We start from the raw sequence: 21001 nt of genomic DNA, 5'->3' as shown, positions 1-21001 counted from the left end.
TAACGAAATGGCTTTCGGTGGTATCATTTTGCTGTGCAAACGTACCTTGCACCTGCGTCCGCGCCGTTTATTAGTATGATAGTAGTGATGGTAATGGTAGTTTGATAGTAGCTACCGCACATTGGAACCTCGCTACTACCATACGACCACTACTATCAGACTATCACTACTACAAGACTATCCTCACTATTGACAGCATGACTTTAAGACTACTATATCCAAGCCTGCTAATCATAATGATCTGGGCGCTTCCGCAGGATGCCATGTCCCAGAAATACAGCAATGAATTCCTGACCATCGGCGTGGGCGCCCGGGCCCACGGTATGGGCACTGCCGTCACGGCCAGCCAGCAGGATGTCTACGCGCCGGCCTGGAACCCCGCCGGCCTGGCGGGCCTTTCTCCGGATGCCGGCCTGGAGATCGGCGCCATGCACGCCGAATGGTTCGGTGGCGTAGGCAACTACGATTACCTGGGCTTTACGCTGCCGCTCTCCGGCAAAAACCAGCGAATCGGCTTCAGCCTCATCCGTTTTGGGATCGATAATATCCCCAATACCCTGTCGCTCTACGAAGCGGACGGAACGATCAACTTCGATAATGTAACCGAGTTTTCGGCGGCTGACTACGCCTTTCTGGGTACTTACGCCCGGGCGTACCCGAAGGCCAACGGTACCCTCCACCTTGGCGGTAACGTCAAGGTTGTACACCGTACCATCGGGGAATTTGCCAACAGCTGGGGCTTCGGTCTCGACCTGGGCGCACAGCTGGAAAAGAAAAACTGGACCTTCGCGCTCTTAGGCCGGGACATCACCTCCACCTTTAATTTTTGGTCTTTCAGCTTTACCGAAAGCGAAAAAGAAACACTGCAAATCACGGATAATCTCGTACCCATTAACAGTCTGGAAAGCACCAGCCCAACCTTCGTACTCGCTGCTGCCCGCAAGTTCTCCGTCACGGATAATATCAACCTGACGGCCGAGCTCGACCTCATCGCCACCACCGATGGTAAGCGAAACACCTTGCTTTCCGCTGATCCCGTCAGCGTAGACCCGGCCTTCGGCCTGGAAGCTGATTACGGCGAGTTCATCTACCTCCGTGCCGGCGTTTCTCAGTTGCAGCGCATCGAAGACTTCGATATGCAGGAACGGCTCAATTCACGCCCTTCCATCGGTCTTGGCCTCAAGGTTGGTCAACTGAACGTAGACTATGCCTACACCGACCTCGGAGAGGACGACGGGCGGTCTACTTACAGCCATATCGTTTCTTTGAAGTTGGGGCTGAAGCCTGGGGGGGAGAGGTAGTCTTGTGGCCTTGTAGTCTTGTAGGCTACCGCATGTTGTAGGTGCTGGAGGCTACCGCATGTTGTAGGCGTGGGAGAATGCCGCATGAGGTTGGGCGTGGAAAAGTGATGAATATAGTGGCTTCCTTAGCCGTATTTAAACGTTTATAAACGTAAGTATTCGTTTAAAGAACGACTAGCCAGAAGGTAGTCCCATAGGTTTGCGGGAAACAAATCAGCTACTATGAGTTCTTCGAAATTTCGCTCCTGGAAAGCATATGAACAAAGCAGAAAACTATCTGCTTCAATTTTCCGACTTACGGCTCAATTTCCCAAGGAGGAGAAATACAGTTTAATTGATCAAATCCGGCGTTCCTCAAGATCAGTGAGTGCAAACCTTGCAGAAAGCTTTGCAAAGAGGCGTTACCCCAAACATTTTCAGGCAAAGCTGACCGATGCCAGCGGAGAAAACTATGAAACCCAGGCATGGCTGGATGCAGCCCTCGACTGTGGTTACTTTGAGAAAGAGGTTTATGACAGATATTTGTCAGCTTCTGAAGAAGTAGGCATGCTATTATCCTACATGAGCAAACATCCAGATAGGTATTAAAAGCGGGATCCTATAACCAGAGTCACTCCAACACCTTCAAAATGCGGTAGCCTACAAGACTACCAGACCACCAGACTAAACTACCCCTCCTTCCGCGCAATCACCGCCACCTCCTTCACCGCCATCTGAATCGTCAGCGGTAGCCGCCCTTCCAGCAAGGTAACTTTCCCACGGCGCATGCTTTCCCGGACCTCCGGCGTATAGTGGCGGATCGTGATGAGTTCCAGCCCCCGGTCGACAGTGGTCTTAAAATCGTCTTCGATAAGGGCGCAAAATCGTTCGATGCGATCATCGATATCATTAACGACTACGTTGAAGCTAATGGCTGTATTCTGCATCATATTTACCTGAAGCCGGGTGGTGGTGATGTGCTCAAAAAGTTCCCGGATGTGGTGTTCGGCCACGAAGCTGAAATCACGCGTGCTGATATTAACCAGAGCTTGCTCCTTTTCAACGGCAACCATGGGTGGGTAGACATCTCCGGCGTCCGATGAAATCTCGGTGCCAGGCTCCGCCGGCGTTACAAAGCTGCGTACGTGTAAGGGAATACTCTTATTCTGTAGCGGCTTGATCGTCTTTGGGTGAATGACGCTGGCACCGTAATACGTCATTTCAATCGCTTCTTTATAGCTCAGGCGGTCCAGCTTAGTGACGTTCTCAAATATCCTCGGATCAGCGGTAAGCACGCCCGGAACGTCTTTCCAGATCGACATACTCCCGGCATCCAGACAGAAGCTGAAGATCGCTGCGGAGTAATCAGAGCCCTCCCGCCCAAGGGTAGTGGTGAAGTTCTCGGTAGTGGAACCAATGAAACCCTGCGTAACCACCATACTTCCGGCTTCCAGAATGGGCGTCACGTGTTGCTTCACCCGTTGCTGGGTTTCGGGCCACTGCACCCAGCCTTCACGATAGGTATTGTCAGTAATGATGCAATCGCGTGCATCCAGCCAAACGGACGGCAGGCCCGAATGACGGAGATAGGCCGTGACAATGTGGCTGCTGATGAGTTCTCCGAGAGAGACGATCTGGTCATAGTCGTAGTCGTAGCTCTCACTCGGTGGATCGTCGAAAACCCATTCGATGGTTACGACCAAATCATTGACCGCCGCTGCCAGATTATCCGGCGTTTCTCCGAAAAGCTCCTGAATAGTGGTGAAAGTAGCGTTGCGCAGCTCCGTCAATCGTTGATTAGCCAGCTCAACATTTCCTTCATAATAGGCCCGGGCTACCACCTCCAGCGCATTGGTTGTTTTGCCCATTGCAGAAACCACAATTACCAGCTGCTGACCTTTATATTCCTGTAAAATATTAGCCACATTACGAATGGATGCCGCATCCTTGATGGATGCACCACCAAACTTGAAGATATTGAGATCAGCGTTTAACATAGAGGAAGTATTGGGGGGAATAAAATTTTGGCGGGCAAAGATAACAAGGGCGCGCACGCAGGTGCAATTATTTGTTGCAGGAACAATAGGGAACGCTGACTAAGACATTATCTTGCAGATCATAAAACCAGTCCAAATGTTAGCCAGTTTCAAATCCTCCGCCCATTATTTCTTTGACTGGAACCTGGAACGCATTGAACGCTGTTTGAAGGAACTAACGGAAGACCAACTATGGGCTCGCCCTAACGCCAACTCCAACAGCATTGGCAACCAACTGTTGCACCTGGAGGGCAATATTCGCCAATGGATCGTTGCTGGTCTTGGGAAACAAGAAGACGTGCGGGTACGCGATGCAGAGTTTGCTGCGGTCAACGGACCAACCGCCGACATACTGCTCGATCAACTGTCCACTGTGATCCAGGAAGCCAAAACCATCATTAGTTCCCTGAGCCCGGAAGAAATGACCCAGGAGCGCCCCGTACAGGCCTATGTCCACGACGCAACCTTTATCGTAATGCACGTTGTTGAACACCTGAGCTATCACACCGGCCAGATCATCTATCAGACTAAGGCCCTCCGTGACTTAGATCTCGACTTCTACGGAGATGTAGACCTGAACGAGAAAGGTTGAGTTCTATATTCTCTGCTTTAGGTTTGGTAAACAAAACCACAACCCGTATCTTTGCGCTCCGAAAATAACAAAGCAATGAAAAAAGATCTTCACCCCGATACTTACCGCACGGTAATCTTCCGCGATATCAACGCTAACGTATCCTGGTTAGGACGCAGTTGCGCCAAAACGCGTGACACGGACACTTACGAAGATGGTAATGAGTACCCGCTGCTCAAGCTTGAAATCTCTAACGCCTCTCACCCTTTCTTTACGGGTAAGATGCAGTTCGTAGATACGGCTGGTCGTATCGATAAGTTCAACAAGAAGTTTGGCAAGAGCCGCTTCGCTAAGAAGATGGACGGAAGCGAAGAAGCAACGACTGAAGGCTAAACCTTCCCGCAGCTTTTTCGATTAGCCGAAAGCCCGAAGTGAACCTTTTTCACTTCGGGCTTTCGCTATTTCTTTTATTGGCCCGATACCCGCGAGATGGCAAACATTATACTTTTTGACGCTGAAGTGCGCACCCATTTGCTACCCTTGACATTTGCCCGCCCGGTAGCCGATCTCCGGGTTGGAATCCTGACCATCCGGGAGAAATGGGAACGGCACCTCGGTATGCCTGCTTCTTTCTTAACCCAGGATTACCTGCAGGGCCTGTTCCCGCTGCAATCAGGAAAAGTTAACCTGCTCATTAACGGGAGTATTCTTCCCACCGAAGAGTTCGTTAAGCTGATCAGGCAACTCTCTCCGGGCCAGGCCTGCTTGAAAGATGGGGAACTACTGGCTGCTTGTCTTGATGAGGAATCTGTTATCTCCTTTAAGAATGACGCTGACCTTGGCAAGTTTGAGCTTATTAACCCAGGAGCAATATCGCTGCTGAAAATCAACCGACCGGCAGATATTTTCGCGATCAATGGCGAGGCCATTCAGCAAGACTTTAGGTTGCTAACCGCAGGCCGAAAGTCAGCTCCCTTATCCGCTACGAATACCCTCATCGGACCGCAGGAAAACTTATTCATCGAAGAAGGGGCCAGAATAGAAGCTTGTATTCTCAACGTAGAGAACGGGCCGATCTATCTCGGAAAAGACGCTGTTGTCCTGGAAGGAAGTATGATCCGGGGGCCCTTTGGGGCTAATGAGAAGAGCGTCGTTAAGATGGGCGCAAAAATTTATGGCGCCACTACGCTCGGACCTTCCGTTAAAGTGGGGGGAGAGATCAACAACGTGGTGTTTCAGGCCAATAGCAACAAGGGCCATGATGGCTTTCTCGGTAATGCCGTAATTGGTGAATGGTGTAATATTGGCGCAGACACAAACGCCTCTAACCTGAAGAATGACTACAGTGACATCAAAGTTTGGTCTTATGCTGCAGAGAGAAGGGTCGCCTCCGGAAGGCAGTTTCATGGCCTTATCATGGGGGATCATTCTAAGGCAGGTATTAATACAATGTTCAATACCGGAACGGTAGTCGGCTTTTCTGCTAATGTCTTTGGAGCTGATTTTCCACCCGTTTTTATTCCTTCCTTTAGTTGGGGAGGAGCAGAAAAAATGACCTCCTATCGGGTGGATAAGGCAATGCTTACCGCAGACCGCATGATGCAACGCCGTGATCGGTCACTAAGCGAAGATGATAAAGCCATTTTTGAGCACATCTTCGAGCAGAGTAAGCACTTACGGGAGAAGAACAAGTAACGGGCCTCACAACTAAAGGCAGGGACGCAGCCAATTGGCTACGCCCCCGCGGTGTGTTAATAGCGTTAAGGATATACACTGCTGTTATTTTGTGTTACCTCTTTTCTAGAACGGGATGACATCTTCAGTAGCAACGACTGCTTTTTTCCTGGAGCGCTTTTTGGCGGGCTTGTTAGTGGAAGGCTGAATAACTTCCTCTTCCAGTTCCTGCTCCGCAGCGGCCTGCCGGCCGCCACTTAGAAAAGTAAAGCTGTCAGCAACAATTTCTGCCGTTACCCGAACCTGATCGTGCTTATCGATCCACTTGCTGTAACGCAGGGCACCCGCAATGCAGACCTGGCTTCCCTGTACGAGGTGCTTGTCAAATACTTCGGCGAGTTTACCGTAGGCTTTGATCTTGTGCCACTCCGTACGGGTTTGGCGATTCCCGTCTTTGTCTTTGTAATAATCATTCGTGGCGAGGCTAAACTCAGTAGCCAGACGGCCACTCGGTAGCGTAGCCGTTTTAGGGTTGCTGCCAAGGTTGCCAATGAGCGTGATGGAATTGCGAACTTGCATAAGATAATAGTTAATGGACCGCGTTGGTATGGTTGTTGAAAACACGACCCGGGTGGGTAAATGAGCCACGTCAGGAAAGGCAAGTCTGTGATAACATCCCTTTCAATCGGTGACGATGCAAAGGTGGGGGCAAGCAATAGCCGTAGCCGTTTTTTATACGTATACTTACGTTTATATACGTTTATAAACGTTTTTATACGTATAAATACGGCTCAGTTTGTTGATAATCAGTGTGTTGTGTTTTTCCTGGTTGAAAAATATTTATACCGTTTATTAGCCGTTTTTTCGAATTTTTGCCGGTCTGGCTCCTCGCTAACTCATTTGGCATCCTTTCGCACCGCTGCTTCTGTGTTGGATGCCTCATGTAGATTTCCTTACTTCATATGTTCTTTATAAAACTAAGTAGTTAGGGGTTTGATATTGTCGGCTTACTTTTATCGCATACCCACAGATCATGCTACGATACCTACCACTTATATTTTTACTGGCTGCTTGTTCGCGGGACCCACTGGTTCTCGAAGTAATAGAAACCAAAGAGGCCACCGCCGAAACCGGTCTTCAGACTATAGAAGGAATAGTTGAAGGAGCTATGTCAGAGGACCAGACCTTGCTGGATGAGCACGAAGACCTGACCATAAAATTTGCTTATCGCCTCACCGAAGGAAGCAAGGCTGATCTTTTGTTAGAGGGCCAATATGCTTTTTCCCTGGATCAGGCCCGCCTGAAGGATATGCCCGCTCGCACAAAAATGGAAGTCACTCCCGACTCCTGGCAGGACATAGAGATTTCTTATAAAACCGCAACGGATGACAACCCCGCACTAATCGTTGCCGCTTATCTAAACGGAAATTTGCTTTACTACCAGCAACCCCTGAAAGAAAAGGCCGACGGGCCCCTTAGCATTAAATTAGTTTCTGGTCAGGTAGAAATTGCTGACGTAGAGTATAGCAGAAGTGCTGGCCGGGGTTCAACCGTTGACCCTGCCGGTAACATCATTTTGAACGTTCCTTTATTACGGTACGAATTGTATGACCTGGAGCCCGGAACCGAAGACGTAAAAGATTGGGCGTCCATGGAACCCGTCGTAACGGGATATACGAACCGCTTTGACATCAATTACCTCCGGGAAGGGAAGAATGCTTTCGCGCTACGCTTTTTTGGAAAGCTTCATGTGCCTGAAACGGAGGAGTATACTTTTCAGATGTGGACCTCCAACCCCGCCAGAGGCCGCTTTTATGTCGATGGTGATGAAAGGCTTCATCGGGGAGGTGACCAATCTACCTGGCGGGCAAACGAGACCCTTAGCCTGTCCGAAGGCGTACATGATGTTCGCGTGGATTACATACAAAAAGGAGGGTGGAATGCCTTCAACCTCGGTTATCTGGTCGGCAATCAGGGGAAAATGTCCTTCAACAGCATGGATGGCCCCAAAGCAATTGCTCGCCCGGGCGGCACGAGTACACTTGAGGTGGAAATGGATGAGTATCCTTATTTGCTCCGCAGCTTTTTATACTACCCGGCTCCCAAAGTCTATGAAGCTTCCGATAAGCGGACTCACGTCATAAGTGTCGGAGAAGGGCAGGGGCCTCACTACTCGCTTGATCTTCAATCGGGGGCTTTACTCCAGGTTTGGCGCGGCGGCTTTGCCGACGTTCACGAAATGTGGGACGGACGCGGAGAGCCACAGGTAATGAAGCCATTAGGTAATTCTCTTGTCCTTGACGGCCGGATGCAGTGGGCAACCTCCGCAAGCAGTTCCTGGCCTGCCTTCCCCGATGACCCGGACGAAGACGACTTCGCCCACCGGGCGCACGAGTTGGATGAAGCGGGCAGACCTACCTTCCTGTACAGTTTCGGGCCGGGGGAAGTGTCGGACAAAATTGTCCCTGACGGTACTGGATTACTCCGCGAACTCACCTTCACCGCCGGCGGGAACCCGGAGGCCTTCACCCAGGTTGCCGCTGCACGGACGATTACTGAAACAGCCCCCGGCCAATATGCGCTAAGAGGGCCCGGACTAAAGATCACCATTGAAAGTTATGACGGTAAAGGCCTGTCACTGCAACGCGGTGGAGGAATGGATCGTCTCATCGCTCAGATACCGGCCAAGGGGCATATTCGCTACCGTATTGATTGGTAAGCACTCTCTATTATTGAACTATCGGGAGCTTTCAGAGCTTCCCTAAATTTTGTCTGATGCGTTATTTATTATCTATTACGGCTGTTTTACTTTGCTTGTCCTTGTCTGCCCAACGGGAAGACGACTATTATAAAATTGAAAAAGTAAGCATTCCCAAAGGAGTAGAGCTGGAAGTCGGAGGAATGGACTTTATGGCGGACGGCCGCCTGGCCGTCTGTACTCGCCGGGGCGAAATCTGGTTGATTGGCGATCTGGAAAAGGAAGCCTCTTACGTACAGTTTGCCCGCGGCCTGCACGAACCTCTTGGCTTAGCCGTCAGGGACGGAGCCATCTATGTTTCCCAAAGGGGAGAAGTTACTAAACTGGAAGATACCAACGGTGACGACCGGGCGGACCGCTTCGAAACCGTCTATGAACTACCGCTTACGGGCAATTACCATGAGTATCATTACGGGCCCTTGTTTCGTCCCGATGGATCCATGATGGCGACTATGAACGTCGGCTGGGAAGGCGGCGGAGTTAGTCGCGTTAAGTGGCGGGGTTGGATGATGCGGTACGACGTTGACGCAAAAGAACTAAAGCCTTACGCAGCGGGCCTCCGCAGCCCGGCAGGTTTTGGCACGAACGCTCAGGGAGACATTTTTGTCGCTGAAAACCAGGGCGACTGGATTGGCTCCGGACGCATTACCCACCTGGCCGAAGGCGATTTCGCCGGCCACCGGGAGAGTCTCGTCTGGGCCGATCAGCCCGGCTCAAAGGTGAAAACGCGCCTGGAGGACATCCACGATGACCATAAGACTATGTATGCCGCCCGCAAAGCACTCGGTACGGTAAAACTCCCGGCCGTTTGGTTCCCTCACGGTATTCTGGGCATCTCTACGGCCGCCATCATTACCGACCGGACGGAAGGAGGCTTCGGCCCTTTCGCCGGGCAGATGCTGGTTAGTGACCAGGGACAGAGTAAAATTATGCGGGTAAGCCTCGAAAAAGTAGAAGGGGAATATCAGGGAGCTGTTTTTCCTTTCCGGGAAGGATTTGCTTCCGGGCTTCTCCGCATGAACTTCAATAAAGACAATACGCTGTACGCTGGCCAGACCGCGCGTGGCTGGTCCGCAACGGGAGGAAAAGAATTCGCCTTAGAGCGCCTGCGCTGGACGGGAAAAGTTCCCTTCGAGATGTACCAGATCAAGGCAACTGAAAATGGCCTGGAGGTTGAGTTCACCCAGCCGGTCAATCCGGCTACCGTACGGGCTTCGGCCTTCACGATCCAAAACTTCACCTACCTGTACCGCAAGGCATATGGCTCGCCGGTGGTGGACATTAAAGACAACGCCATCAGGTCCGCTACGCTCTTACCCGATGGAAAAACGGTTCGCCTGGAACTGGCCGGCTTCCGTCCGGGCTTCATCTATGAAGTTAAATTGAAAAACATACGCGCCGCTGATGGTACGGGCCTGCTACACGACTTCGGCTACTATACCCTCAATGCCATTCCTGGTGGAGGAGGGGGCGCGGACGCAGGTGCAGACGATACTTCAGAAGCAATGACCGGTGAATACGTGGCCGCCAAGCGGCCCACCGAAATGCCCGCCTCCTGGAACGGAAAGGTGGACACCGAGCTGCTGCTGGAGTCTACTCCCGGTATGAAGTTTAAGCAAACCTTCCTCACCGTTAAGGCTGGCGCTAAAGTGCGACTCACTTTCCGTAACCCGGATGACATGCAGCACAACTTCCTGCTCACCTCCGGCAAAAAGGGTAACGTCGTCGGTAAAGCCGCCGAAGGCCTCGGCCTTAAGGGCCTCGCAGAAGGCTATATCCCTGATATGGATGAGGTACTGGTCCACACCCGGCTCGTAGAGCCGGATACCAATGACGTTATCTACTTCGAAGCACCCAAAAAACCCGGTCTATACGAATACATCTGCACCGTCCCGGGGCACTATCAATCCATGAGAGGAGTGCTAAAGGTGGAGTAGGTCTGTAGCGACGGCTTCAGCCGTCAGCGGCGAACGGGGCCGAAGGCTCCCGGAGCGGGTAAGTACGGTAGCCCTTCACGGGAAAAACCAACGAATACTTAGTTTACACTGCACTAGTTTGGCGCCAGGCACCATTATTAGACAGAACCGCTACTGGCGTGCCAGAAGGCAGCTAAAGCGGCGGGCGGAGCCTGTTATTCTTTTGAAATGTAAAAACACAGGGCCAGAACCTTCCGGTTCCAGCCCTGTGCTCTATCAAAGTTATTTTATTGGAGGCAAAACCTCCAAGGTGCGGTAGCTACTATCATATTATGACTACTACCATTACGATCATACTGCCTAAGCGTCCACAAACGTAATCGCCTCACCCGTCTTACCAGCACGGCCCGTACGGCCAACCCGGTGGATGTAAACGTCGTAGTCCGTTGGGGCTTCGAAGTTGATCACGTGGGTGATGTCATCAATGTCAAGGCCGCGAGCGGCAACGTCAGTAGCACAGAGTGCTTTCACCTTACCGTGCTTAAAGGCTTTGAGCGCCTTCTGCCGGTAGTTCTGGCTCTTGTTACCATGAATTTCGTCGGCAGAAATACCCGCCTGGTTCAGTTTCTTAGTGATCTTCTTCACGCGGTGCTTGGTTTCAGCGAAGACCAAAACGCGCTTCAGTTCCGGCTCTTTCAGCAGGGAGATCAGTTCGTTGAACTTCTCGTCTCCGCTAACGTAGCGAACCGTTTGGTTGATGTGCTCCGCAGAAGCCTCACCACTACTGACGGCTACCGTTACGGGGTCGTCCAGGAAATGATCGATGATCTTTTTCTGGGTTTTGTCCAGGGTAGCGGAGAAGAGCATGGTTTGGTCCCGTTCGCCCATCTGGTCGGCAAGGTAAATAACGTCCTTCTGGAAGCCCATATCGAGCATCCGGTCGAACTCATCAAGGATAAGAACCGAAGCTTCCTTCAGGTCAATCTTCTTCTGGCCGTGGAGGTCTTTAAGTCGGCCGGGGGTGGCGACTACCAGGTCATAGTCACGACGCAGCTTCTGGATGTCAGTGTTGATGTTACGGCCACCGATAAGTGTGATGGAGGTGAAAGTCATGCCCTTAGTCAGGGTGATAAACTCTTGCTCAATCTGCAGGGCCAGCTCGCGGGTAGGAGCGAGAACAAGCGTTTGGAACGGCTCGTCCTTCAGCAAGGCATCAATGACGGGAATAAGAAAAGCACCCGTTTTACCGGTACCCGTAGTGGCAATACCCATTACGTCTCTCAGGTCAACGATAGCAGAAAAGGCTTCTTCCTGAATCTGTGTAGGGCGGGTCCAGCCCGCATTACGGATGGCAATCTTCAGCTTAGGGTGAAGATCCCAATCGTCATAGACGGTTTTAGAGATGTACTCTACTTTTTTCATCGGTACCGCTTCGTGTACCATCAGTTCAGCCGCAATGGGCTTGTAGTTGTGCTTAGATCGGCCACCACCGCTTCCGCGGCGGTCAGGGCGGCCACCACGGCCACGGTTAGCGCCTCCGCCGTTAGATTTTTTACGACGGGAGCTATTGGGGCGGCTATTGCCACCACCGGAACGATTATTACTCATAAGGTAATTCAGGGGAGAACCTTGAGATCAGCGGGATTACAACACGCTCAGGATCCGAGGTTGAAAGATAAAAGGCGCTTAACTGCGCTGAGACCGACAGTAATCCACAGGGCTAAAGACCCGCTCATCGGAATTTGACCGCAAAGGTACACATTTTTAGTTTGCTGCTCTTTGCTATTCCAAGTAACGAATTGCGGCCCCTCTTGGTTGAGACATTTTGTGTCGATTTTTCTTTACGTCTATCTCAATCATTAGCAGGAAGGGAAATATCTATACTTAACTTTCTTTGCCCTTCAGTCAAACCCGGCACCTGCGGTAGCGCCTAATGATCACCTTATGCCCTAACATATGGTTATAAGCGTTCTCCATATCAGGGATAGTTCATCCGTATAATACTATTGGCCATTTGTGGTAATTGCGCTGCCTTATAGCAGCTATCTTTGGAAGCATGAGATTTCTATTGACTACCGCTATTGTGTCGTTTACCCTTCTGTTTTACGGTTGTGGCCCCGGTTTGCCAGAGGGAGTGTCCGTCGCGTATGATGAATTGCCGGAGGAGTTGGATTTCAATATTCACGTCAAGCCGGTACTGTCGGACAAATGCTTCCTCTGCCACGGGCCTGATGAAGCTAAGCGGGATGCTGGTCTTCGGCTGGATGAACCCGGACATGCTAGTGGAAAGGATATCCTGGCACGAATTCTCAGTGATGATCCTGATTTCGTAATGCCGGCAGCATCCGCTAAAATTCCACTCTCTGAATACGAAAAAGCCGTTATCGCTAAATGGATTGACCAGGGAATGCCCTACGCCGATCACTGGGCTTTTTCCCCACCCAGCCGTCCGACCCCGCCACAAGTAGCGGAAGCAGAATGGAATGAAACCGCCATTGATCAATTTGTAAGACGGAAGCAATCGGAAAAGAAATTTGGCTTTGCTCCTGAGGCAGACCGGGACTTACTGCTGCGCAGAGTAAGTTTTGACCTCACGGGCTTACCTCCTACACCGGAGGAAATTGCGGCATTCGTTAATGACAATAGCCCGGACGCCTACGAAAAACAGGTGGACAGACTGCTGGCCAGCCCTCAGTACGGGGAAAGAATGGCGGTGCAATGGATGGATCTGGCCCGTTATGCAGATACCCACGGCTACACCGTTGATCGCTATCGGGATATGTCGCCCTGGCGGGATTGGGTCATTAAAAGCTTTAATGAAAACATGCCCTATGACCAGTTCGTGACCTGGCAACTGGCCGGTGATTTACTGCCCGACGCCAGCCGGGAGCAAATTCTGGCAACGGGATTCAACCGCCTGCACCCACAAAACCTGGAAGGTGGAATCATCGAGGAAGAGTTCAGAAGCGCTTATGTAGCGGATCGGGCAGATGTGCTGGGGACGGGAATCATGGGCCTTACGCTGTCTTGTGCCAAGTGCCATGATCATAAGTTTGACCCCATCAGCCAACGAAACTACTATGAGATATACAGCTACTTCAACAACGTTGATGAAGCAGGCTTGATTCCCTGGGACGGAGCAACCCCATCTCCACGGCTTGACCTTCCAACACCCCGGCAAGACAGCATTATTACTTTTTTAAAGCAACTGGAAAAGAAGACAGAAGGTACCATTGCGGGCATTACTGCTGATGAACAAAGTGATGCGCAAAACTGGATCGAAAGAAAAGCCTACCAACGGCTGGGGCAACCCATTGGTAAAGTAGCGCACTATGCCCTTGACGATACTCAGTTGAAAAACTCCGTTCGGCCCGGACAGAAAGGACGAATGGACCGTAAATTTTCCAATAATGAAGTGCCCGTTCTGACAAAAGGCAGAACAGGTAAGGGGCTGGCACTGGATGGAGATGCCTGGCTTGACCTCAAGCCCGTCGGTGTATTCAGTCGCCACGAACCCTTTAGTATCGGCCTGGACATAAAAATTCCTGCCGAGCTGCAAACGGGCTTTATCTTCCATAAGGGGCAGGGCACCCGCCTGCATGGTGAACGAGGCTATCATTTATATCTGGACAGTACCGGGCTTCAGCTCCTGATGGCGCACGTAAACCCAGGTAATTCGATCGTCGAGTTCGCGGAAATTGACCTGCCGCGAGAGGAGTGGATTCAGCTGATGATCACTTATGACGGCTCGAGTTCTGCAGCCGGATATCGCTTGTATTTCAATGGACGGGAACTGGATACGGAAGTAAAGAACGATGACCTGACCCGGGATATCATCTTTAATGAAATGCGGGATGCTATCTACAAAGACGCTATTGAACCGGGTTTGCAAATCGGTGCCCGCTGGCGAGGCCGGGGAATTAAAGGAGCTGCTATTGATAACGTCATGGTCTATGACCGTCAATTATCGTCAGTAGAAGTACAACAACTCGGGGATCCTGCCGGGTTAGCAACTACATTGGCGAAAGCTCCCGGACAATTGTCAGTGACTGAAAGAGAGGACTTAACGGATTATTACCTGGCAACACAATCGAAAAACTACACCAAAGGGCTTAAGGAACTCTACGCTGTACGACAAAAACTGGTTGATAGCCTGGAAGGCGTACAGGAAATCATGGTGATGAAGGAGATGGATAAACCCCGGCAATCTCATATTCTGGATCGGGGACTGTATGATTCTCCTACTGACCCCGTTCAGTCCCAAACACTGAACTGGCTAATGCCACCACTTAAAGACGCTCCGGCCAACCGGCTTGGGCTGGCAAAATGGCTCTTTCAGCCCGGGCATCCGCTGACGGCCCGGGTAGCCATTAATCGTTACTGGCAGCAATTCTTTGGCCGCGGGCTCGTAAAAACAGCTGCTGACTTTGGTAACCAGGGAGAGTTGCCTACCCACCCGGAACTACTTGACTGGCTGGCCATTGAATATGAAAATAATGGCTGGGACACAAAAGCCCTGCAGAAACTAATCGTGATGAGCCGTGCCTACCGGCAAAGTTCTAAACCCATAAGTGAAGAACAACGACTGGCGGATGTAGACAATGTATGGCTCGCCCGTGGCCCTTCCGGGCGACTGGAGGCAGAGATGATCCGGGACAATGCACTGGCCGCAAGTGGATTACTGGCCGCCAAAATCGGTGGCAAAAGTGTAAAACCCTACCAGCCAGAAGGTCTTTGGAAAATGAATAATGCTACTTACGTGCAGGATGAAGGAGACGCGCTCTATCGACGTAGTCTGTATGTCTTCTGGAAAAGAACGGTCCCTCATCCAACGCTGGGAACTTTTGATGTACCCAACCGAAATGAGTGTACGGTAAGCCGGCAGGAGACGAATACCCCTTTGCAGGCTCTGGTACTGATGAACGATCCTGCTTTTGTGGAAGCCGCCAGGGTGCTTGGCGCTCAGATCACGGAATCTACTGACAAGGGCAAAGCCATTACGAAAATATTTACTCACCTGAGTGGCCGGCCTCCGGTTGAGGAAGAAGTAAGCCTGCTGCAGCAAATCAGAGAAAACGAACGGCTGGCCTTCAGTGAAAATCCGGCCAAAGCAGATGGTTGGCTGACGGCTGGTTTCTCCCGGGTGAACCCCGAACTAGACCGCGTAGAAGTTGCCACCGATGCCGTGTTGGCCAGCGTTATCATTAACTCAGATGCCGTGATTACCAAGCGCTAATTTCCCTGAAGATTACAATAAACGAATATGCTCAACGAACTCTTTAAGGCGCAGCAGCGGATGGACCGGCGAAACTTCTTCACGAAGGCTACGCTTGGTATCGGTGCTTTGGCTCTCAGTAATTTGATGAAGGCTGAAAGCCAGGAGGATCTTATTAAGGCAATCCCCGGGCTGCCGCACTTCGCCCCCCGGGCCAAGCGGATTGTTTTCCTCTTCCAGAGTGGTGGCCCTTCTCAGCTGGAGACCTTTGATTACAAACCGAAGCTCAAGGATATGTTCGGGCAGGATTTGCCCCCCTCTATTCGTAAAGGACAACGCCTTACGGGAATGAGTGCGGATCAGGCCAGTCTGCCCATCGCCCCGTCGATCTTTGACTTTAAGCGGCACGGAGAATCCGGTGCATGGGTAAGTGAGCTGATGCCACATACCGCCGGAATCGTTGATGATCTTTGTTTCGTAAAGTCTCTGTATACCGAGCAGATCAATCATGACCCGGCCATCACCTTTTTCCATACGGGGCACCAGTTACCGGGCCGGCCAAGTATCGGTTCCTGGATGAGCTACGGGCTGGGTTCTTTGAATGATAACCTGCCTACCTTTGTCGTTCTGCAGTCCAAGAATGCCGGCGGTCAGCCGCTTTACGCGCGCCTGTGGGGCAATGGGTTTTTGCCTACCCAACACCAGGGAGTACAGTTTACCTCGGGCAAAGACCCGGTGCTCTACCTGAACGACCCGGAAGGCTATGACGCCGGCGACCGTAACCGGATGCTAGGTTATCTAAAGGAACTTAACGGCGTGCAAAAGTCCGCCTACGGCGATCCGGAAATTGACGCGCGCATCAGCCAGTATGAAATGGCCTACCGGATGCAAAGTTCCGTTCCGGAAATCTCAGATATGAGTGATGAGCCCGATCATATTTTCGACATGTACGGCCCAGACAGCCGAAACCCCGGAACCTACGCCGCGAACTGTCTGCTGGCCCGTAAGCTACTCGAAAAGGATGTGCGCTATGTCGCTCTGTATCACCGGGGGTGGGATCAACACGTCTACCTCCCCGGAGGAATCAAGAATCAGGCCAAGAATACGGACCAGGGCTCCGCAGCATTGGTTAAAGACCTTAAGCAGCGGGGCTTGCTCGAAGATACGCTCGTGATCTGGGGAGGAGAGTTCGGCCGCACGGTATACTCCCAGGGAAAACTTACGGAGACTAACTACGGCCGGGACCATCACCCGCGCTGCTTTACTATGTGGATGGCTGGCGGCGGTGTAAAGCCGGGCTTCACTTACGGCGAAACCGACGACCTGAGCTACAACATCGTTAAGGATCCCGTTCACGTTCACGACTTTCACGCAACGATAATGCACCTCTTCGGCGTTGACCACGAACGGCTAACCTTTAAGCATCAGGGAAGGCGCTATCGCCTCACGGATGTACACGGACATGTTGTCAAGGACTTGCTGGTGTAAGTAAATACTGAAGTGCGGGGTATTGATTCATCGATCGCAAAAGCGAAAGTAAAATCCCACACGCGCCCGCCGGAGTGGTTTGACTCCTCAAAAAAAACATGGTTGGGATAGCTGGTCTGGTTCGGTAATCCCCTTGTCCTACACCCGATCTTCACCGGATTTCAGAAGCCTGACAAGTCAAAGGCTTTGAGGCCCGCCCTAGACAGTCCTAAGTCACTTCCCAATTTAAATAAACTGTAGGGTCAACCAATGGTTGGGGACGTCGTGTGGTATTTCAATAACGTAGTAAGCAGGCTTTAGTTGTCGAACCTGAACCGGAAAATGGTTCAGCTGTAAAGTTGGTCACGAATCGTACTGAAACAAAAAGCCCGGCCGTGCGGGATGCACGACCGGGCTTTATCAGGTATAACCTGCAAACGAGGGTAGGGGGGGAAGAATTACTTCTTCGGCTTACCGCCGTCAAGTTCGTCCTGGAGCTTTTCCAGTTCTGCCCACTTCTCGTCAGCAGCAAGCAGTGCCTGCTCAGACCAGGTGGCGGGGTTGTGAATGCGGTAGCGTGGGCCAGCTTCATCGAGCATCGCCTGTACTTTTTCCAGAGGAGCCTCAGCGAGTTCACGCCAGGTTTTGATGTGTCGATAGCGTGCAGCAGACCTTCGATCTTAGGACCGATGCCTTCAACTACTTTGAGGTCATCCTGCTTAATCTTCTTGCCGCTGGGCAGCTCGATCTTGCTGGATTTCTTCGCAGGAGCCTTCTTGGCCGGAGCTTCTGCCGGGATAGCAGCAGCTTTTTGTACTTCCGCTGCGGGCTCTGGCTTAGGAGCTGGTGCCGGAGCTGGTTCTGGCTTCTTGGCCTCTACGGGCTTAGGAGCCGGAGCTGCTTTCTTAGCTTTTGCCGGAGCTGGCTTCGGAGCCGGAGCGGCTACTTCACCTTCAGGCAGAATGCTAACGTACATACGGTTACGGTAACTCTTCTTGAAAGTTACTTTGCCGTCTACTTTGGCGTGGATGGTATAATCCCGACCCATGTAAACGTTCTCACCGGGGTGGTACTTCGTGCCACGCTGACGAATAATAATGTTGCCGGCTTTTGCGGCCTGGCCTCCGAACAGCTTAACGCCAAGGCGTTTACTATTACTGTCGCGGCCGTTATCGGTACTACCTACACCTTTTTTGTGTGCCATGGTATAAAAATTTTGGCTTTCCCACTAAGGGGAAAAGTTAGAAATGTGGCCGTGACTAGACCGTGATGCTGTCGATTTTAATCTTGGTGAACTGCTGACGGTGACCGTTCTTCTTACGGTAGCCCTTACGGCGCTTCTTCTTGAAGATAACGACTTTGTCGCCTTTCACGTGATCAATTACGGTAGCGCCAATTCCGGCGCCACTTACGTTCGGCGTGCCAACGGTAGTTCCTGCGTCACCAGACGTGAGGTGGACCGTATCGAAGCTAACGGAGTCGCCAGCTTTGGCTTCTAGCCGGTGGACGAAGATCTCCTGACCTTCCTCTACTTTGAATTGCTGACCGGCTATGGTTACGATTGCAAACATTAGAAAATGTATTTAATTGGGGCGCAAAGGTAAGCAGATTCTTTCTTTCAGGCAAGGGGGGGAGGAAATATAGTTATAGACGTTTGGGCGCGGGGCCGCAGGTGCCGGGCAAAGTCTACCGGGCAATGTTCGAACGCCCTCTCAGTCCGCTCCTTGGTCTGCCTGCATAGTCCGGTAGACAAAGTAAAAGATGGCACCCACCAGCAGTATTATGCCCGCTAACACCAGGTAAGAGGTGGCGTCTCCGTTGCCGGCAAGGATAGAGGGGAATTTGAGGAATAGCTGTCTCATAACACAAAAGTACCGAGTGGCTGCTTAACATGGCTGTTCATCAACTCACTTTGCACCTGCGGCAGCGCCCAAATGCTGCTTTTTTACCGAAGAACGACCGTTTGCTGGTGAATCTCCTTTCCAGCCATCACCCGTAGCGTATAGCTGCCCGATGGAAGCTGACCCAAATTAAGCTGTTGCTGTGTCCACCCTTCGTTACCTTGCCTTAACTCGCGCAAGACCTCCCGGCCGTCAGCTGCGTAAACGGAAACAACCGTCTCATTTGGGCGATCTGCGTAAACGGCGTAATTGACCGGCCCGATCGTTACCGTTGGCCACACCTTAAAGAAGGTGCGGGCCACCTGCCTTACCTCCCTTACCGGGCTGTCCGTAATGGTACCATCAAAATCAATGGCCCGGATCCGGTAAACGTTACTGCCTTCCAGCGGAAATTCATCGTAATACCGATACTGACTGGCCTCGGTAAGCTCAACCCGGTCCAGTACCTGCCAGCTTCCTCCCAAAATGCTTCTTTCCACCAGGAAGTGACTGCTGCCGTCCGGCTCCGCAATTTCCCAGTCAAGGCGGTTGAGCTTGTCTTCTGCCCGGGCGGTAAAGGAAACCCATTCTACCGGCAGGGCGCTCTTCATGATGGACCACTCGTAGGTGAAAACGTAGTTCGCGTTTTTCATGCTGAGCTCCGTGGCATCCGAGACACGCACCAGCAGGGTGTGGTTTTCTTCGGTCAGTTGAGCAGCCGTCAGGGTGATGTCTTCCGTTCCCTGAGCAAAGGCCTGCCCGTCCAGCTCCCACTCGTAGGTCAGGGTATTCGGGATGGGCTTGATGGTCGAAATGCTGAAGTCAAGGTCCGCGCCCTGGAAATCCACCTCCGTCGTTGCCGGTGAGGTCGTTTCGATCGGGCTGATCAGATTATAGATCGTCTCAATGGTCTGTTCGGAGCAAACCGAACAGAATCCCTGGTTGAGGAATTCCATCATACAAGTGCCGGCTACGGGCTTGAAGGTAAAACCATTGCGGCTAAACTCACCCACGCCGTTCATCCCTATCCAGTCCTGCCATCTTACGTTACCTGTATTCGCCTGAGAAGTGACATTGGCCCGTTCACTATTGTTGCCGGAGTCATACTCGTCCGCCAGGTTCATAAAGGAATGCCCCGTTTCATGAATGGCCAGGTCACTGGCGCTCACATGCGTACTGTTCACGGCCGTAGACCCGCCGGACCCACCATAAAACGGGCTGTTAACCACAATAATGGCCTGGTCGTATACAGGGTAATGCGTAGCCAGTTGGGCACGCACTTTAGCGTTGTCTACCACCAATAAGCGATGAATACCAAAAGCATCGAAAGTGCCATCAAGGGCCGTATTCACCTCCAGAGCGGGATGGGTTGTACTGTTCTCAATGTTCGGGTGATCCGCACCGCTTTCCTGGCTCACAACGTCTACGGTATGTACGTTGAAGAAGTTGGTGTACTGCAAAAAAGGAGGCTCGTTGAAAAAATCAGTGGTGATACTGCTGGCATCTGACGTGAAATCCGTCAGTTGAGACTGGGTGTAGCCATCTCCCAGGATTACAAAATTGATCCGCTTGTCATCGGGGCCGGCATCTTTGATCTTGTTTACCTGGGCAAAAAGAGAAAAGGAGGTTATCAGGAAGGTTGCACTAAGTGCTAAAAGTCGAATCATGGAATATGAGTTGGGCCTTAAAGGTATAGTTATTCCTTATCTCTGCAGGTCAATTTGCTGACGAATAACCTTTCCCGCAGGGTTAATGCCTGCCACCTCCAGCCAGCGAAGCCGACGATTGAGTTGGGTCCTCAGGTCGATCACCCGATCGGCTTCAGATACCGTAACCGTTTCAATGGTTCCACTTTCTGAAGGTACTTCGTACTGAGCCGGACCAGGGTAGGGCAGGCTTGTTTGTCGTAGGGCATTACCTTCCTCATCGGTAAAGGTGAATAGCAGGTGATCTTCGGGAACTTCGTTAAGGGTAGTGGGGTAATCAGTCCGCAGCCGGCCCGGGCCCTGAATAATGTCTACCACTTCCAGCGTGTCCCGTTCCGGAAAGACTTTCATGATGATGGTTAATACTTTGCCCGCAGGTGGTGGTGCAGGCGCTGATGCTTGTGGGGCAGGGCGGCAAGCGAATAGCCAGCAGAAAACGAGTAGTGGGAGATAGCGCATGGACTCAAAAGATTTCCCGTAAAGATGAGGTGGAGAATG

The 21001-nt window shown here is 51.6% G+C and carries 17 protein-coding genes; 9 read left to right on the top strand and 8 right to left on the bottom strand.

Annotation, left to right across the window (positions count from 1 at the left end):
* Positions 1-197 precede the first annotated feature (197 nt).
* Positions 198-1301, top strand: coding sequence for a putative type IX sorting system protein PorV2 (locus BM123_RS16210; RefSeq protein ID WP_245748595.1), 1104 nt, complete (start codon positions 198-200; stop codon positions 1299-1301).
* 222 nt (positions 1302-1523) lie between these two features.
* On the top strand, positions 1524-1889 hold the full coding sequence (locus BM123_RS16205; RefSeq protein ID WP_090170432.1) for a four helix bundle protein: 366 nt from the start codon (positions 1524-1526) through the stop codon (positions 1887-1889).
* 80 nt (positions 1890-1969) lie between these two features.
* On the opposite strand, the gene BM123_RS16200 is transcribed toward BM123_RS16205, so the two are convergent.
* Positions 1970-3277: an aspartate kinase gene (locus BM123_RS16200; protein WP_090170430.1), complete on the bottom strand. Its 1308-nt coding sequence runs from the start codon at positions 3275-3277 to the stop codon at positions 1970-1972.
* Between the two features lie 136 nt (positions 3278-3413).
* Between BM123_RS16200 and BM123_RS16195 the strand changes: the two genes are divergently transcribed.
* From BM123_RS16195 to BM123_RS16185, 3 genes are all read left to right on the top strand, one after another.
* The gene (locus tag BM123_RS16195) at positions 3414-3908 is read left to right on the top strand and encodes a DinB family protein (protein ID WP_090170428.1); all 495 of its coding nucleotides are present in this window, start codon (positions 3414-3416) and stop codon (positions 3906-3908) included.
* Between the two features lie 75 nt (positions 3909-3983).
* Positions 3984-4280, top strand: a complete 297-nt coding sequence (locus BM123_RS16190; protein ID WP_090170425.1) for a type B 50S ribosomal protein L31 — start codon at positions 3984-3986, stop codon at positions 4278-4280.
* A 96-nt stretch (positions 4281-4376) separates the two neighbouring features.
* A complete protein-coding gene (locus BM123_RS16185; protein ID WP_090170422.1) occupies positions 4377-5582 on the top strand; it encodes a GlmU family protein in 1206 nt (401 codons plus the stop codon).
* A 105-nt stretch (positions 5583-5687) separates the two neighbouring features.
* Here BM123_RS16185 and BM123_RS16180 read toward each other — a convergent pair whose 3' ends face one another.
* Positions 5688-6140 (bottom strand): single-stranded DNA-binding protein, encoded by a 453-nt coding sequence (locus tag BM123_RS16180; RefSeq protein WP_090170421.1) that lies wholly within the window; start codon positions 6138-6140, stop codon positions 5688-5690.
* Between the two features lie 454 nt (positions 6141-6594).
* Between BM123_RS16180 and BM123_RS16175 the strand changes: the two genes are divergently transcribed.
* Together BM123_RS16175 and BM123_RS16170 are read left to right on the top strand one after the other, a co-directional pair.
* The gene (locus BM123_RS16175) at positions 6595-8280 is read left to right on the top strand and encodes a PA14 domain-containing protein (RefSeq protein ID WP_090170419.1); all 1686 of its coding nucleotides are present in this window, start codon (positions 6595-6597) and stop codon (positions 8278-8280) included.
* Between the two features lie 56 nt (positions 8281-8336).
* Positions 8337-10256 carry a DUF7133 domain-containing protein gene (locus BM123_RS16170; RefSeq protein WP_090170417.1) on the top strand — a complete coding sequence of 640 codons (1920 nt, stop codon included), beginning with the start codon at positions 8337-8339 and terminating at the stop codon, positions 10254-10256.
* 339 nt (positions 10257-10595) lie between these two features.
* On the opposite strand, the gene BM123_RS16165 is transcribed toward BM123_RS16170, so the two are convergent.
* Entirely contained in the window at positions 10596-11843 is a 1248-nt protein-coding gene (locus tag BM123_RS16165; protein WP_090170415.1) for a DEAD/DEAH box helicase, read from the bottom strand.
* A gap of 448 nt (positions 11844-12291) precedes the next feature.
* Between BM123_RS16165 and BM123_RS16160 the strand changes: the two genes are divergently transcribed.
* Positions 12292-15471 carry a DUF1553 domain-containing protein gene (locus BM123_RS16160; RefSeq protein ID WP_175489426.1) on the top strand — a complete coding sequence of 1060 codons (3180 nt, stop codon included), beginning with the start codon at positions 12292-12294 and terminating at the stop codon, positions 15469-15471.
* Between the two features lie 27 nt (positions 15472-15498).
* Positions 15499-16938 carry a DUF1501 domain-containing protein gene (locus BM123_RS16155; RefSeq protein ID WP_090170413.1) on the top strand — a complete coding sequence of 480 codons (1440 nt, stop codon included), beginning with the start codon at positions 15499-15501 and terminating at the stop codon, positions 16936-16938.
* Positions 16939-17212: 274 nt separating this feature from the next.
* Here BM123_RS16155 and rpmA read toward each other — a convergent pair whose 3' ends face one another.
* The 5 genes from rpmA to BM123_RS16135 all read right to left on the bottom strand — a co-directional run bounded on the left by rpmA (position 17213) and on the right by BM123_RS16135 (position 20962).
* Positions 17213-18121, bottom strand: coding sequence for a 50S ribosomal protein L27 (gene rpmA, locus BM123_RS24940; RefSeq protein ID WP_406603251.1), 909 nt, complete (start codon positions 18119-18121; stop codon positions 17213-17215).
* Between the two features lie 55 nt (positions 18122-18176).
* Complete coding sequence (gene rplU / locus BM123_RS16145; protein WP_090170411.1) at positions 18177-18488, bottom strand: 50S ribosomal protein L21; 312 nt, start codon at positions 18486-18488, stop codon at positions 18177-18179.
* Positions 18489-18629: 141 nt separating this feature from the next.
* Complete coding sequence (locus BM123_RS24005) at positions 18630-18779, bottom strand: LPXTG cell wall anchor domain-containing protein (RefSeq protein WP_139211917.1); 150 nt, start codon at positions 18777-18779, stop codon at positions 18630-18632.
* 83 nt (positions 18780-18862) lie between these two features.
* Complete coding sequence (locus BM123_RS16140; RefSeq protein WP_090170410.1) at positions 18863-20464, bottom strand: M64 family metallopeptidase; 1602 nt, start codon at positions 20462-20464, stop codon at positions 18863-18865.
* A 36-nt stretch (positions 20465-20500) separates the two neighbouring features.
* On the bottom strand, positions 20501-20962 hold the full coding sequence (locus BM123_RS16135) for a hypothetical protein (RefSeq protein ID WP_139211916.1): 462 nt from the start codon (positions 20960-20962) through the stop codon (positions 20501-20503).
* Positions 20963-21001: the final 39 nt, after the last annotated feature.

The organism is Neolewinella agarilytica (assembly GCF_900110645.1).
In the GTDB taxonomy this organism is placed as follows: Bacteria; Bacteroidota; Bacteroidia; order Chitinophagales; family Saprospiraceae; genus Neolewinella; species Neolewinella agarilytica.
This window is presented reverse-complemented; position numbering and strand designations above follow the sequence as displayed.